The sequence below is a fragment of the Methylobacterium adhaesivum genome, assembly GCF_022179065.1.
GTDB classification, from domain to species: domain Bacteria; phylum Pseudomonadota; class Alphaproteobacteria; order Rhizobiales; family Beijerinckiaceae; genus Methylobacterium; species Methylobacterium adhaesivum.
On the sequence record NZ_BPQD01000003.1, the window covers coordinates 214092 to 227654 of the forward strand.

At 67.9% G+C, this 13563-nt stretch carries 13 protein-coding genes; 4 read left to right on the forward strand and 9 right to left on the reverse strand.

The window, feature by feature from the left end; all coding sequences use genetic code 11:
* Positions 1-7: 7 nt before the first annotated feature.
* Complete coding sequence (locus tag MFF01_RS04755; protein WP_238222511.1) at positions 8-1321, reverse strand: KpsE/RkpR family capsule polysaccharide export protein; 1314 nt, start codon at positions 1319-1321, stop codon at positions 8-10.
* Between the two features lie 196 nt (positions 1322-1517).
* Between MFF01_RS04755 and MFF01_RS04760 the strand changes: the two genes are divergently transcribed.
* Positions 1518-1976: a hypothetical protein gene (locus tag MFF01_RS04760; protein ID WP_238222512.1), complete on the forward strand. Its 459-nt coding sequence runs from the start codon at positions 1518-1520 to the stop codon at positions 1974-1976.
* Positions 1977-2044: 68 nt separating this feature from the next.
* Positions 2045-3094 carry a lysylphosphatidylglycerol synthase domain-containing protein gene (locus MFF01_RS04765; RefSeq protein ID WP_238222513.1) on the forward strand — a complete coding sequence of 350 codons (1050 nt, stop codon included), beginning with the start codon at positions 2045-2047 and terminating at the stop codon, positions 3092-3094.
* On the opposite strand, the gene gmk is transcribed toward MFF01_RS04765, so the two are convergent.
* The 8 genes from gmk to fabD form a co-directional block, all read right to left on the reverse strand.
* Positions 3091-3735, reverse strand: coding sequence for a guanylate kinase (gene gmk / locus MFF01_RS04770; RefSeq protein ID WP_238222514.1), 645 nt, complete (start codon positions 3733-3735; stop codon positions 3091-3093). The genes MFF01_RS04765 and gmk overlap by 4 nt on opposite strands.
* A gap of 10 nt (positions 3736-3745) precedes the next feature.
* A complete protein-coding gene (locus tag MFF01_RS04775) occupies positions 3746-4624 on the reverse strand; it encodes a YicC/YloC family endoribonuclease (protein WP_238222515.1) in 879 nt (292 codons plus the stop codon).
* Between the two features lie 317 nt (positions 4625-4941).
* Positions 4942-6297: an endolytic transglycosylase MltG gene (gene mltG, locus MFF01_RS04780; protein WP_238222517.1), complete on the reverse strand. Its 1356-nt coding sequence runs from the start codon at positions 6295-6297 to the stop codon at positions 4942-4944.
* Between the two features lie 214 nt (positions 6298-6511).
* Positions 6512-7576: a DUF4062 domain-containing protein gene (locus tag MFF01_RS04785; protein WP_238222518.1), complete on the reverse strand. Its 1065-nt coding sequence runs from the start codon at positions 7574-7576 to the stop codon at positions 6512-6514.
* 24 nt (positions 7577-7600) lie between these two features.
* Positions 7601-8863: a beta-ketoacyl-ACP synthase II gene (fabF, locus tag MFF01_RS04790; RefSeq protein ID WP_238222520.1), complete on the reverse strand. Its 1263-nt coding sequence runs from the start codon at positions 8861-8863 to the stop codon at positions 7601-7603.
* Between the two features lie 87 nt (positions 8864-8950).
* Positions 8951-9187 carry an acyl carrier protein gene (locus MFF01_RS04795; RefSeq protein WP_018044468.1) on the reverse strand — a complete coding sequence of 79 codons (237 nt, stop codon included), beginning with the start codon at positions 9185-9187 and terminating at the stop codon, positions 8951-8953.
* Positions 9188-9508: 321 nt separating this feature from the next.
* Positions 9509-10249 carry a 3-oxoacyl-[acyl-carrier-protein] reductase gene (gene fabG / locus MFF01_RS04800; protein WP_238222521.1) on the reverse strand — a complete coding sequence of 247 codons (741 nt, stop codon included), beginning with the start codon at positions 10247-10249 and terminating at the stop codon, positions 9509-9511.
* Positions 10250-10257: 8 nt separating this feature from the next.
* On the reverse strand, positions 10258-11202 hold the full coding sequence (gene fabD, locus MFF01_RS04805; RefSeq protein ID WP_238222522.1) for an ACP S-malonyltransferase: 945 nt from the start codon (positions 11200-11202) through the stop codon (positions 10258-10260).
* A 222-nt stretch (positions 11203-11424) separates the two neighbouring features.
* On the opposite strand from fabD, the gene MFF01_RS04810 reads away from it, so the two are divergent.
* Positions 11425-12675 (forward strand): FAD-dependent oxidoreductase, encoded by a 1251-nt coding sequence (locus MFF01_RS04810; RefSeq protein ID WP_238222523.1) that lies wholly within the window; start codon positions 11425-11427, stop codon positions 12673-12675.
* Positions 12676-12977: 302 nt separating this feature from the next.
* A complete protein-coding gene (rpoZ, locus tag MFF01_RS04815) occupies positions 12978-13382 on the forward strand; it encodes a DNA-directed RNA polymerase subunit omega (protein WP_091971787.1) in 405 nt (134 codons plus the stop codon).
* Positions 13383-13563: the final 181 nt, after the last annotated feature.

Sequence of the window (13563 nt, forward strand, 5' to 3'; positions counted from 1 at the left end):
GACGCTTCTACAGACGCTGGTCCTTCAGGCCCGCCACGATGAGCGCGAGGGAACTCCACAGCACCAGGAAGCAGAAGAAGCCCACGAGGACGCTGTAGCCCCGGCGCGGATAAAGCGAATCGTGGGGCAGATCCGGGGGCACGAAGGTCGCCAGGAAGATCTGCTGCTTGGTGGCCGCGACACGGGCGCGATCGACCATGAGATTGGCCGATTCGTTCAGCTTGCCCGCGATGGTCTTCTCGACCTGCAGGCCTTCGTATTCCAGGAGCGCCCGGGTCATGTTGTTCGACGGATCGGTGCCCGTGAGCCCCTCCGTGGTCAGTTGCTCCTGAAGCCGCTTGGTCTGCTGCTGGATCGCCGCGAGGTTGGCCACCAGGGTCTGGATGCTGCGGGCCTTCTCGTCGAGATTCGAGCCACGCAGAACCTGCAGATCCGTTTCGGCCTTGAGTTGGTCCTTGCGCAGGCTGCCGAGGGTCGTCAGCGTCGCTTCCGCCGCCTTGATCGGATCGATGATGCCCCAGCGATTGCGGAAGGTCTGCAGGGCGAGGTGGGCCTCGCGCAGGCGGGTCTGGGCGCGAACGGCATCGGACTCCGCGTGCGCCACGAGGTCGGCCTGAGCCGCCCGGGAGATCTGATTGATTAGCACTTCCGTGCGGGCGATCACCTCCTTCGAGATGGCGAGGGCGTCTTCCGGCGTGAAGGCACGGACCGTCAGGGTGATGATGCCCGAGATCACGTCGATGCGCGCGATCACGTGCTTGCGCCAGTACTGCGTCAGTTCCTCGATGGGCTGCGGCGGCCGGAATCGACTCCAGAAGTCGGCCTCGTCGCGGGAGAACATCGCCGAGATCTTCAGCGTTTCCTCGATCTTGGTCACGAGGGTCTGGCTTTGGATGTAGTTCTTGACGATGAAGCTGTCTTGGCTGTTGTGCTTCTGCACCAAGTCGGCGAACTGGCCCACCGACGCGTCTTCCATGGGCTCGACATTGCCGCGCACGGTGAACTGCGCTTCGGCGATGTACTGGTTCGAGGCGAAGCCGTAGAAATAGACCGCCAGCAGCAGGGTCGGCAGCAGTACGAACACGCTGAAGTTGCGGATCAGGTCGCCGATGAGGTTGGGCGGCTTCGAGGAGGCCGGGCGCAGGCCCGGCAGTCGTCGCCAGTCGAGGCGTTCGCCCGCCTTGCGCAGGAAGGCCGGTGCCCGGCCGGCCGGGATCGGTTCCACGGTCTCGGCGTTGCGCCGCAGATCGGGCACCGCCCGCAGGGCGAGGTCGATCACCCCGCGCAGGCGCTCCGACTGCTTGACCTCGTCGACATTCATCACATCGGGTTCCTGGAGGCTCGGCGCGCGAGCGCGACCCCGCAGCGCGCGCCCGGCGCGACGCGGAGCCGTTTCGACGCCATGCCGTTGACCTGCCGAGTCCCGCTTTTTTCGGCCCTTTTTAAGGCGTGGGCCGGTTGGACGCGGTAAGAGGCGCCACCCCTCAGGGAACCCGATGAAACGAGACCGGACAGACGTGGCGCGCGCCGATACCCAGGCGCGCGGAGAGAGTGCCAGGGGAAAGAAGATCAAGGTTCGTGAGACGGCGCCGCCCGGGCCCGAGAAGATCCGCTACGCCCGAGCGAAGTTCGACGCTGTCGTGCTCGTCTGTACCAAATGCGCCAAGCGCCAGGGGCTGCCGAAGGGGGCCCTCCGCAGCGTTCTCAAGCGCGCCATGAAGGAGCGCGCTGGATCGTCGAAGGAGCGCATGGCGAAGCCCCGCCTCGTCGAGGTCGGGTGCCTCGGCCCGTGCCCGAAGCGCGCCGTCGCGGTGGCGACGACGGCGAGCTTGGCGCGGGGCCGCATCGCCCTCGTCGATCCGGCCGGGGACCGTCAGGCGATCCTCGACGCCCTCCTCCCCGATTTCGGCCCCAAAGCCGCGCTAACGCCGCCCGGCGCGCCGGAGGACGATGGCTCCGGACCGCGCATCCCCTGAGACCGAAGGCTGGCGGGGCCCGCGATGAAGCTCGTTTCCGGCGTCACCATCCAGCGGAATCGCCCCGAATGACCGCGCCCGGCACCGGAGGACGGCGGATCGGCCGGGCGATCCTGCGGCGGCTGCCGCTTCTCGGCACCGTGCTCGGCCTCGCCCTCGGCATCTGGCTCGTGGTGACGCACGATCTCCACGCGGTGGCCGATGCGTTCGGGCGGATCGGCGCCCTCGGCCTCATCGGCATCGTCCTCGTCCGGGGCGTCGTCGTCGCCCTGTGCGGGGTCGCCTGGGGACGGCTCCTGCGGGGGCTCGCCGGGGTGGAAGCGGGGGCGTTCCTCATCCTGCGCTTCGTGCGGGAGGGCATCAACGTCCTGCTGCCCGTGGCGTCCGTGGGCGGCGACGTGGTGGGGGGGCGCCTGCTGACGTTCTGGGGCGTGGCGGGGTCGCTCGCCGCGGCCTCGATCCTCGTCGACATGCTGCTGCAGGTGGCGACCCAAGGCCTGTTCGCGCTCCTGGGTGTGGGGCTTCTCACGCGGGTCGGCGGCGGCACGGCCGAGGCCCTGGCGACGTGGACGGCGGGGGCGCTGGCGGTGACGGCGGTGCTCGTCGCGGCGTTCTTCGCGGTCCAGCGCAGCGGCGCGGCCCGGGCCGTCGTGCGCCGGTGCACGGACCGGATGCGCCGCTGGGCCGGCGCGGCCGTGGCCCCATCGGACGGCGCGCCGGGCGGGGTGTACGCGGCGCTGGACGCGATCTGGGCGCCGGGCCGGCGCCGGGACCTCGCGGCGGGGTTCGTCCTCCACCTCTTGGCCTGGGGGATGGGAGCCGCCGAGATCTGGATCGCGCTCGCCTGCATCGGCGGCGCCGAGGTGAGCTGGACCGAGATCCTGGTGATCGAGGCCCTGAGTCAGGCGATCAAGTCGGCGGCGTTCCCGGTGCCGAGCGGGCTCGGGGTGCAGGAGGGCGGCTTCGTGCTGCTCGGCGGTCTGTTCGGCCTCGATCCGGGCACGGCGCTGGCCCTGTCCCTGGCCAAGCGCGTGCCCGACGTGGTGCTCGGCGTGCCGGCCCTCATCGCCTGGCAGATGCTGGAGGCGCGCCGCGCCACGGTGATGCCGTCTGCCTAATTCGGCTCGGCGAGGAGGCTCTCGACGAAGGCGCTGAGGCCCGTGCGGCGCTCGCGCTTCAGGCGCTCGGCCACGAGGATGCCTTCGAGGCTGCGGAAGGCGTCGTCGAGGTCGTCGTTGACGATGACGTAGTCGTACTCGCTCCAGCGCTGGATCTCGAGGCGGGCGTTGGCGAGGCGCTTCTCGATGGTGTCCGACGAATCCTCGGCCCGGCGCTCGAGGCGGTGGCGGAGTTCGGCGAGCGAGGGGGGCAGGATGAACACCGTCACCACGTCCTGGGTGAGCTTCGTGCGCACCTGCCGCGTGCCCTGGTAGTCGATGTCGAAGATCATGTCGCGGCCGGCGCCGAGCACCCGCTCCACGGGGCGGCGCGGGGTGCCGTAGAAGTTGCCGTGCACCTCGGCCCATTCGAGGAGGTTGTCGGCGGCGCGCAGGGCCTCGAAGGCCTCGCGGTCGATGAAGTTGTAGTGCTTGCCGTCGATCTCGGACGGGCGCCGCTGGCGGGTGGTCACCGAGATGGAGAGGTCGAGCCCCCATTTCTGATCGGACGCCATCTGGCGCGTCAGGGTGGTCTTGCCGGCACCCGAGGGCGAGGACAGGATGAGGATGAACCCGCGCCGCGCGATGCCCGTGGCCTGCATGGAGAAAAACCTATTCGACGTTCTGAACCTGCTCGCGGAATTGCTCCACCACGGCCTTCAAGTCGAGTCCGATCCGCGACAGCGTGATGTCGCCGGCCTTCGCGCACAGGGTATTGGCCTCGCGCCCGAGCTCCTGGGCGAGGAAATCGAGCTTGCGGCCGATGGGGCCGCCCTGCCCCAAGAGGTCGGCGGCGCTGGCGAGGTGGGCGCCGAGGCGGTCGAGCTCCTCCCGCACGTCGGCCTTGGCGGCGAGGAGCACCGCCTCCTGGTGCAGGCGGTCGGGGTCGAGGGTGCCGATGGCGATGAGGGTCGAGACCGTGGCCGCGAGGCGCGCCCGCACGGCCTCGGGCTGGCGGGCCGGGCACGCCTCGGCGGCGCGGGTCAGGCGGGCCATCTCGGCGAGCTGGCCCTCGATGATGGCCTTGAGCTGCCGGCCTTCGGCGCGGCGGGCCTCCACGAGGTCGGTGACGAGGCGCACCACCCCGTCCGCGAGGTCGCGCGCGAGGGCGTCGGCGTCGAGGCTCGCATCCTCGTCGGCCTCGACGACGCCGCGCAGCCCCAGCAATCCGTCGAGGGTGGCGGGCGCGACGCCCTCGGGCAGGGGCACACGGGCCACCGCCGCCGCGAGGTCGGCCAGCAGCGCCTCGTTGATCCGGATGCGCGGCGCGGTGTCGGGGCGGGACAGGGTGAGGGAGAGCTGGCACTGCCCGCGCGCCAGGGTCTTCTGAAGGGCGGTGCGGGCGACCTCCCCAGCCGCGTCGTAGCCGTTCGGCACCCGCAGGCGCACCTCGAGCCCGCGTCCGTTCACGGCGCGGACCTCCCAGGCCCATTGGACCGGCCCGGTGGTGCCCGTGGCCCGGGCGAATCCTGTCATGCTGGAGAGGATCATGCTGGTATGCGACCGATTGTGACCGAGTTCGCCGGACAATGCCCCGCATCCGGCCGGGTGGCTACCGGGTGAGCGTGCAGGGAGGCGTTTCCCGGTCCCTGGCGACCGTCTTCACGCATCCCGTCGGCGGCGCGGGTCCCCTCTCCTGGAAGGAGAGGGACAGGGTGAGGTGTGTGAGTTTTCCGGAGAGGTCACACACCTCACCCCAGCCCTCTCCTTTCAGGAGAGGGAGCGCCATCGCGGTCTACGCCGATCCGTCCTGCGCTCGTGACATCGCCCTGGCGATGCCGACTCCCGTCAACGCGCGCGCCCCGCCCTCACGGCTGCTTCAGCACCGGCACGGTTTTCGGCGAATTGAGGTCGAAGGTCTTGTTGCGCAGGGGGTCGAGGCGCGTGCCCTCCGAGGCGTCGAAGGCCTTGGAGCGCGGCGCCGTGGGGTCGCCGCCGCCAGCGAAGTTCGTGCCCTCGGCCGGGGCGAAGGCGGAGGCCCGGCCGGGGTCCGGGGTGGGCTCGACCTTGTCCACGGCGGCGTCCGGGGTCGGGGCCTGCCGGGCGCGCTCGACCTGCCGCCAGCGGGCGACGTTGCGCGAGTGGCCCTCCAGGGTCTCGGCGAAGGCGTGGCCGCCGGTGCCGTCGGCGACGAAGAACAGGTCCTTCGTCCGCGACGGGTTGGCCACGGCCTCCAGGGCGGCGCGGCCCGGATTGGCGATGGGGCCGGGCGGCAAGCCCTCGATGACGTAGGTGTTGTAGGGCGTCGCGCGCTCGATCTCGCCGCGTTGGATGCCGCGCCCGAGGGTGCCGCGCCCGCCCACCAGCCCGTACACGATGGTGGGGTCCGATTGCAGCTTCATGCGCTTGTTGAGGCGGTTGACGAACACGCCGGCGACCCGGGGCCGCTCGTCGGCCCGGCCGGTCTCCTTCTCGACGATGGACGCCAGCGTCACCATCTCGGCCGGGGTCTTGACCGGGATGTCGGCGGAGCGGCGCTTCCAGATGTCGGCCAGGACCTCGCGCTGCTTGGTGCGCATGAGGTTGACGATCTGCTGGCGGGTGGCGCCGCGCTCGAACTTGTAGGTGTCGGGCAGGAGCGCGCCCTCGGGCGGGATCTCGTTGATGTCGCCCGTGAGGATGTCGTTCTCGTTGAGGCGCGCCACGATCTGCTCGCTCGTCAGCCCCTCGGGGAAGGTGACGGCGTGCTGGACCTGACGGCCCGAGGCCAGGGTGTCGATGGCCTCACCGATGCTGGCATGGGCCTTGAACGTGTACTCGCCGGCCTTCAGCGCCTTGCCGCTGAAGCGGGCCGCCCACTCGAACAGGGCCGTGTGGGTGATGACGCCCTCGCGGGTCAGGGCCTGGGCGATCTCCGTGGTGCCGGAGCGGGGCGAGATCACCACCACCTTGTCGGCGGGGAGCGGCCCCGGCTCCTTTACCTGACGCTCGAACAGGGTCAGCCCGATCATCACCCCGATGGCGAGCACCACCGACAGGGTGAACAGCCCGGAGACGGTGGCGAGCAGCCCGCCGCGCCGGCGCGGCGGCAGGTCGGGCGGGGGCGGCGCGGCCGTGGGCTTGATCGCCTCGCTCGGGCTGCGCGGCGACAGGCGCTGGGGCAACGCCCGCTCCTCGGAGGCGGCCGGCACGGGCTCGGGGGTCGGGCGCTTGCGGAAGAACATGGTGATCCTGTGCGGGCCTTCAGGGCCCCCTCCCCGGCTGCTTTTACCGCACGGGGCGTTCTCGCGCGACACCGGGGCGGGCGCGAAGGGCGGGCCTTTTGGCGCGCGAGCTTAGTCGGTTTTGTGGCGAAATGGGGATTGTCGGATGAGCAGCGTCAAACAGCTAGAAACTTCTGCATATTTTGCTGGGGAAATTACGAGATTTTCGCGGAAGCTACGGATTTTGTATGGTTTCTGAAGTGTTCTTATGTATTGCACGAAGCTTGTACATGAGCATTTCGCCGTGGTCTGTCAATTTCCAATAAGATGTTTTATCTTTAATGCTTCTATTTCTTGTACTTTTGGATATAACTCCAAGAGCAACTAGTTGTACAAGGCAGGTTTCGAACGATTTAGTGGTTATTTTGGTGCTGTCAATGTGATGCTTTGATAGTATTTCGTCTTTTTTCATATTATGATAATCATAGCCGAATAAGGCATCATTTATTCGAGCGCGCATTGTGCCTTCATTGGCTTCATCAATAAGCGATGGCGTTACAGCAGCAATGATTGTGTCCCAATCGATCAAAACTTCCCAGCTGAGTTCCTCTGATTGTGCAAATATATCGCCTCTAATATAGTAAGAAATACTGCATTCGATTTGAATTTTGTCTTTTCCCTGAGATAATAGGCTTGCTCCAGCTGGGGCGGCATGAGCGCGTTCTATTTTTTCTTTCTCTAATTTATCAATGATTTTGCGTAATTTGAGTATTTCTTGCGCGGCAGACTCATCTGGGACATTGTCTCCGCGTACCCAGCCTATTGCCGGAGTGGATTTTGTTAACTGTACAAGGCTTCGGCTTACTACCGATCCAAGCTCGGTGGGGTTTTCCCAAAATCTGACAACTTTTTTCTGCGCCAGTGTCCTAAATTTTTGTAATTTTTCGCGTTCTGAAATGCCGGCCTCCGTTTTATTGGCGGGCAATGTACTTGTATCTTTGTGTAAAAATGCAATAATTGGCTTTTGCTTATCGAGTGCGTACCGATATTCCATTTCTGTATAGCTGATACCGTCTGGTCCTAGAGATCCATACTTTCCAGCTATAATAACTATGTAGTAATCACAATCATCAATAACTTTTTTGATCAATGTCCATTGATCTTCGTTTGCTGCGGGAAATAGCTCCATTCCAGATGGAATACAGTCGAGCTCCAATAGGGCTTGAGTTATTTCTTGCCGCTCTGTTATCAAATCTTTAAAGGTAGAGCTAACAAATACTTGAAATCTCTTCTCTATCATCTCAATTCCATGAGGGCACTTGCTCTAATCCACCCGCCGCATCACCAAGCTCGCATTCGTCCCGCCGAACCCGAACGAATTCGACAGCACGACATCGACGCGCTTGCGCTTGGCCTCGTGCGGCACGAGGTCGATGGCGGTCTCGACGGAGGGGGTGTCGAGGTTGAGGGTCGGCGGCAGAACCCCGTCGCGGATGGTGAGAACGGAAAAAATGGCTTCCACGGCGCCGGCCGCACCCAGTAGGTGGCCGATGGCGGATTTGGTGGAGGACATGGCGGCGCGGGGCGCGGCGTCGCCGAGCAGGCGCTCCACGGCCTTCAGCTCCAGTTCGTCGCCCATGGGCGTCGAGGTGCCGTGGGCGTTGATGTAGTCGATCTCGGAGGCCTGGATGCCGGCGCGCTTCACGGCGGCGCTCATGCAGCGGAAGGCGCCGTCGCCGTCCGGGGCCGGCGAGGTGATGTGGTAGGCGTCGCCCGTGAGGCCGTAGCCCACCACCTCGGCGTAGATCTTGGCGCCGCGGGCCTTGGCGTGCTCGTACTCCTCGAGCACCACCACGCCGGCGCCCTCGCCCATGACGAAGCCGTCGCGGTCCTTGTCGTAGGGGCGCGACGCCCGGGTCGGGTCGTCGTTGAAGCCGGTGGACAGGGCCCGGCAGGCGGCGAAGCCCGCGAGCGCGAGGCGGTTCACCGGGGATTCGGCCCCACCCGCCACCATCACGTCGGCATCGCCGAACTGGATGAGCCGGGCGGCGTCGCCGATGGCGTGCGCGCCCGTCGAGCAGGCGGTGACCACGGAATGGTTCGGGCCCTTGAGGCCGTGGGCGATGGAGACCTGGCCGGACGCCAGGTTGATGATCCGCCCGGGAATGAAGAACGGCGAGATCCGGCGCGGACCCTTGTCGTGCAGGGTCACGGACGCGTCGTAGATGCCGCCGATGCCGCCGATGCCCGATCCGATCATCACGCCCGTGGCGCATTGATCCTCATGGGAGGTCGGGTGCCAGTCGGCGTCGTCGAGGGCCTGACCGGCGGCCGCCATGGCGTAGACGATGAACGGATCGACCTTACGCTGCTCCTTCGATTCCATCCAGGCGTCCGGATCGAAGGTGCCGTCGCTGCCGTTCCCGAACGGCACGGAACAGGCGATGCGGCAGGCGAGGTCGTCGACGGGGAACGCCGTCACGGCTTTCGCCGCCGACTCCCCGGCGATCAACCGGCTCCAGGTGGCCTCGACCCCGCTGGCCAGCGGCGTCACCATGCCCAGACCCGTCACCACTACCCGCCGCATCGCACTATCCCGAACCGGTCCCGTCCTGAAACGAATGGCGCGCGGGGTCGTGTACGACCCCGCTTCCGGCGCCTCGTCGCGTCGAAGTTAAGCGGAGTTCTTCTCGAGGAACTTCACCGCGTCGCCGACCGTCTGGATGGTCTCGGCGGCGTCGTCGGGGATCTCGACGTTGAATTCTTCCTCGAACGCCATCACGAGCTCGACGGTGTCGAGGCTGTCGGCGCCGAGATCATCGATGAAGTTCGCGCCCTCGACCACCTTCTCCGGCTCCACGCCGAGGTGCTCGACAACGATCTTCTTCACGCGCTCAGCGATATCGCTCATCGGTCTTGGTCCTTAGCTCTTCAAGAGTCGTGATGGTGTCGCCGTGGCCGCCGGCCCGCGACCGTGTGTGCTGGTCTCGGATGCGGCCGGTGTGTTCGCTCGCGCGCGTTTCGGGCGGGCCGCGACTCGGGCCCGCGTCGTTATGGGAATCTCCGCAACACGCCGAACCGTCAACCCCCCTCGCACGGCAGGCGGGGTGTTAACACAGGGTTCCGGTGCTGGCGAGGCCCGGTTCACAACCCGTTCAGCGCCGTGGCTTTTTCGCGCCGCCGGCGTGTTTTTCGGGTGTGCGGTGCAGCAAAGCTTGCCGCCGATGACGGATCACACCATCGCCATGCCGCCGTTGACGTGGAGCGTCTGGCCCGTGACGTAGCCGGCCTCGTCGGAGGCGAGATACAGGGTGGCGGCGGCGATCTCGTCGCCGGTGCCGAGGCGGTTCATGGGCACGCGGGTCAGAATCCCCTCGCGCTGCTTCTCGTTGAGGGCGTCGGTCATCGGCGAGGTGATGAAGCCCGGCGCGATGCAATTGACCGTGAGGTTGCGGGTGGCGACCTCGGCCGCCATGGCCTTGGTCATGCCGACCAATCCGGCCTTGGCGGCGGCGTAGTTCACCTGGCCCGGATTGCCCGTGGTGCCCACCACCGAGCCGATGTTGACGATGCGGCCGTGGCGGCGCTTCATCATGCCCTTCACGGCGGCGCGCGACAGGCGGAAGGCCGCCGTGAGGTTCACCGCGATCACCGCGTCCCACTCGTCGTCCTTCATCCGCAGCACGAGGTTGTCGCGGGTGATGCCGGCGTTGTTCACGAGCACGTCGAGGCCGCCCATCGCGGCCTCCGCCGCCGGCACCAGGGCCTCGACGGCTGCCTTGTCGGAGAGGTCGCATTCCACGATGTGGAGGCGCTCGCCGCCGAGGTCGGCGACGAGAGCCTCGAGGGCCGGGCGCCGCGTGCCCGACACCGTGATGGTGGCGCCCTGCGCGTGGAGCACCTTCGCGATGGCGCCGCCGAGGCCGCCCGTGGCGCCGGTGACGAGGGCCTTGCGGCCGGTGAGATCGAACATGGGAGAGCCTACCTTACGAAAGCGGGGAACGCGGCGACGTCGTCGGGAGTGCCGACGGCGCCGGCCGAGGCCCCCGCCGCGATGCGCTTGACGAGGCCGGTGAGAACCTTGCCGGTGCCGACCTCGGTGAACAGGTCGATGCCGCCGGCCGCCATGGCGGCGACGCTCTCGCGCCAGCGCACGGTGCCGGTGACCTGGGCCACGAGGGCGTCGCGGATGGCGTCGCGGTCGCTGATCGGGGCGGCCAGTACGTTGGCGTAGACCGGCACTACGGGGGTGTGCATGGCGACCTCCGCGAGGGCGGCGCGCATGGCCTCGGCCGCCGGGGCCATGAGGCGGCAGTGGAACGGCGCCGAGACGTTCAGCATCACCGCGCGCTTGATGCCCTTCGCCTGCGCCAGGGCCACGGCCCGCTCCACGGCGGCCTTGTCTCCCGACAGCACCACCTGGGCGCCGCCGTTGTCGTTGGCGACGTCGCACACGGCGTCTTGCGCCGCCTCCGCCGCGATGGCCCGGGCCGCCTCGATCTCGGCGCCGATGAGGGCCGCCATCGCCCCCGCGCCCGGCGCCACGGCCGCCTGCATCGCCTCGCCGCGAATCCGCAGCAGACGCGCCGCGTCCGCGATGGAGAAGGTGCCGGCGGCGGCGAGCGCCGTGTACTCGCCGAGCGAATGCCCGGCGACGCAGGCCACGTCCCGCTTGAGATCGAGGCCGCGCTCGGCCTCGAGCACCCGCAGGGCGGCCATGGCGGCCGCCATCAGGGCCGGCTGTGCGTTGGCCGTGAGGGTGAGCTCCTCCGCCGGCCCCTCGAACATCAGCCGCGACAGGTTCTGGCCGAGCGAAGCATCGACCTCATCGAACACGGCACGGGCCTGCGGGAAGGCCTCGGCGAGGGCCTTGCCCATGCCGACGGCCTGACTCCCCTGTCCGGGGAAGATGAGTGCGCGTGCCATGGGTCTACCGTCCGTCGCAAGGTCGGAAAGGGCGGGCCACTCGCATCGCGGGCGGGCGAAGTCAATCGGAGGGCGACCGATCCGGCTCAAAGGGCGGCCCGATCCCGGCACCGATCCCCCGGCGCGGGGCATCGCACAGAATTTGCTCTAGCGTCGGCCAGAAGCCGCCGCAGCCATTCGGATCGTTTCGTTCCCGCACGGCGACCGAGGAGTCGTTTCGACATGACACAGCCCGGACAGTCCCAGGGCGTTCCGGTTTCGGACGCGCCCACCGTTCGTTCGATGGAGCCCACCTACTACGACGCCCTGGTGATCGGTGCCGGCATCGCCGGCCTCAGCTTCGCGGCGGCGGCGGCGCGCGAGGGCCGGCGGGTCCTTCTCGTATCCGCGCGCAACGCCCATCCGCGCGAGTTCCGCGCGGAGAAATTCTCCGGCAACGAAATGGACGTCCTCGACCGCCTTGGTCTCGGTGCCGGCGCCCGCACGGTGGCGACGCAGATCCACACGGTGATCGAGGGCCGGTGGGGCCGCCTTCTCAAGCGGGTGCCGTCGCGGGAATACGCCGTCCGCTATCCGGACTTCGTCGATGCCGTGCGTGGCAGCATGCCCGACTCCGTCGACAGCGTCATCGGCCGGGTCACCGCGACGACGACGGGGCCCGAGGTTCAGACCCTGACCCTGGCGGATGGACGGCGCTATGCCGGGCGCCTTCTCGTGGTCGCCACCGGCCTCGGCGAGGCCCTGACACGCTCCCTCGGCTTCGAGCGGAGGATGGTGAGCGACGGCCACGCCCTGGTCATCGGCTTCGACACCGCCTGCGACTTCGACCGGTTCGCGGGTGAACAGCTCATCTGGAGCGGCGAGGACGCCGATGACGGCATCGCCTACGTCACCCTATTCCCCCTCGGCGACCGTATCCGTGCCAACCTGTTCACCTACTGGCCGCACGGCGGCGCCACCAGCGACGACTTCCTGGCCGATCCCACGACGGCTCTGCAGCGCCTGATGCCCGGCCTGACCCGGACCTACGGCACGATCCGGGCGGTCGGACCCGTGCAGCAGCGCCCCATCGACCTCGTGGAGATCGCCAACCCCGTGCGCGACGGCGTCGTGGTGATCGGCGACGCGTTCTGCACCACCTGCCCCGGCTGGGGCACCGACATCACCAAGGCCCTCTCGGACGTGACCGTGCTCGCCCGCCACCTGCCGGGCTGGCTCGACACGCCGGGTATGGCCAGCACCAAGATCGCGGCCTTCTACGCGGATGCGGCCAAGGTCGCGGCCGACGAGCTCTCCGTCGGCAAGAGCCTGCGCATGCGCCGGATGAAGATGGACCGCGACGTGGTCTCGCGCTTCCTCACCTTGCGCAGCACGGTTTTCCGCCGCGGCCAGCAGGCCCTGAAGGACCTGGCCGCGCGCCTGCGCCATGCCGTGCCGCATCACGGCTCGGGCACGCCCACCATGAACTCCTGATCCGGCCTTCGCCCTCCTCCGGGTCCCGGACGCCATCCCGGACCCGCCGGAGGCGTTACGCTTCCGGTCTCGGATTCCGTCAGCGAGTGCGGCGGGATCCGCACGGGGGCCTCGCCTTCGACCGCGTTACGCCAGCAGGCCCCCCGGCCACGCCCTGAAAGTGTCCCTTCAACGGGGCGTGAAGAACCGCTCGAACGGGTGCCGCCTCCACCGTGGCCCACCCCAGCCTTGTTGACGCACGTCAAGGGGTGTAAGAGGCCGGTTCAATTCCCCACACCCTGTTCGAGGAAGGAGCCGTCCCCATGGCTCGCGTCACCGTTGAAGACTGCATCGACAAGGTCGAGAACCGGTTCGAGCTCGTGCTGCTGGCCAGCCACCGCGCGCGGCTCCTCGCCGCCGGCGCGCCCCTGACAATCGACCGCGACCGCGACAAGAACCCCGTCTGCGCCCTGCGCGAGATCGGCGACGAGACCATCACGGCCGACGATCTCAAGGAACAGCTCATCCATTCGATGCAGAAATACGTCGAGGTCGACGAGCCCGAGGCCGAGACCGTGCCGCTGCTGTCGAGCTCGCCCGCCGCGGCCGCCGTCGCCCCGCAATCCACCAGCGACGACGTGCAGTTCGACCGCATGAGCGAGGAAGACCTCCTGCGTGGCCTCGAGAACCTCGCGCCCCCCACCGAGACGGACGAAGAGGCCGAGTAAGTATCCCTTACGAAACGCCCGTGGTGCCGCCGGTCTCGTTCCGGGTCCGGTGGCGCAGCGGGCGTTCGGTGAGAGACACGGCGCGGCCCGCCCACGATGCGCGTCCCCCGACCCGGCCCCTGGCCGGGTTTTTTCTTGGCCCGAAGCCTTCGTCCGGTCCGCCGCGTGCCAGAAACGCCGG

What these genes read in the sequence shown, in the direction of transcription:
- MFF01_RS04755 (WP_238222511.1), bottom strand. Translation starts at nt 1,321, where the DNA reads ATGAATGTCGACGAGGTCAAGCAGTCGGAGCGCCTGCGCGGGGTGATC.
- MFF01_RS04765 (WP_238222513.1), top strand. Translation starts at nt 2,045, where the DNA reads ATGACCGCGCCCGGCACCGGAGGACGGCGGATCGGCCGGGCGATCCTG.
- gmk (WP_238222514.1), bottom strand. Translation starts at nt 3,735, where the DNA reads ATGCAGGCCACGGGCATCGCGCGGCGCGGGTTCATCCTCATCCTGTCC.
- MFF01_RS04775 (WP_238222515.1), bottom strand. Translation starts at nt 4,624, where the DNA reads ATGATCCTCTCCAGCATGACAGGATTCGCCCGGGCCACGGGCACCACC.
- mltG (WP_238222517.1), bottom strand. Translation starts at nt 6,297, where the DNA reads ATGTTCTTCCGCAAGCGCCCGACCCCCGAGCCCGTGCCGGCCGCCTCC.
- MFF01_RS04785 (WP_238222518.1), bottom strand. Translation starts at nt 7,576, where the DNA reads ATGATAGAGAAGAGATTTCAAGTATTTGTTAGCTCTACCTTTAAAGAT.
- fabF (WP_238222520.1), bottom strand. Translation starts at nt 8,863, where the DNA reads ATGCGGCGGGTAGTGGTGACGGGTCTGGGCATGGTGACGCCGCTGGCC.
- MFF01_RS04795 (WP_018044468.1), bottom strand. Translation starts at nt 9,187, where the DNA reads ATGAGCGATATCGCTGAGCGCGTGAAGAAGATCGTTGTCGAGCACCTC.
- fabG (WP_238222521.1), bottom strand. Translation starts at nt 10,249, where the DNA reads ATGTTCGATCTCACCGGCCGCAAGGCCCTCGTCACCGGCGCCACGGGC.
- fabD (WP_238222522.1), bottom strand. Translation starts at nt 11,202, where the DNA reads ATGGCACGCGCACTCATCTTCCCCGGACAGGGGAGTCAGGCCGTCGGC.
- MFF01_RS04810 (WP_238222523.1), top strand. Translation starts at nt 11,425, where the DNA reads ATGACACAGCCCGGACAGTCCCAGGGCGTTCCGGTTTCGGACGCGCCC.
- rpoZ (WP_091971787.1), top strand. Translation starts at nt 12,978, where the DNA reads ATGGCTCGCGTCACCGTTGAAGACTGCATCGACAAGGTCGAGAACCGG.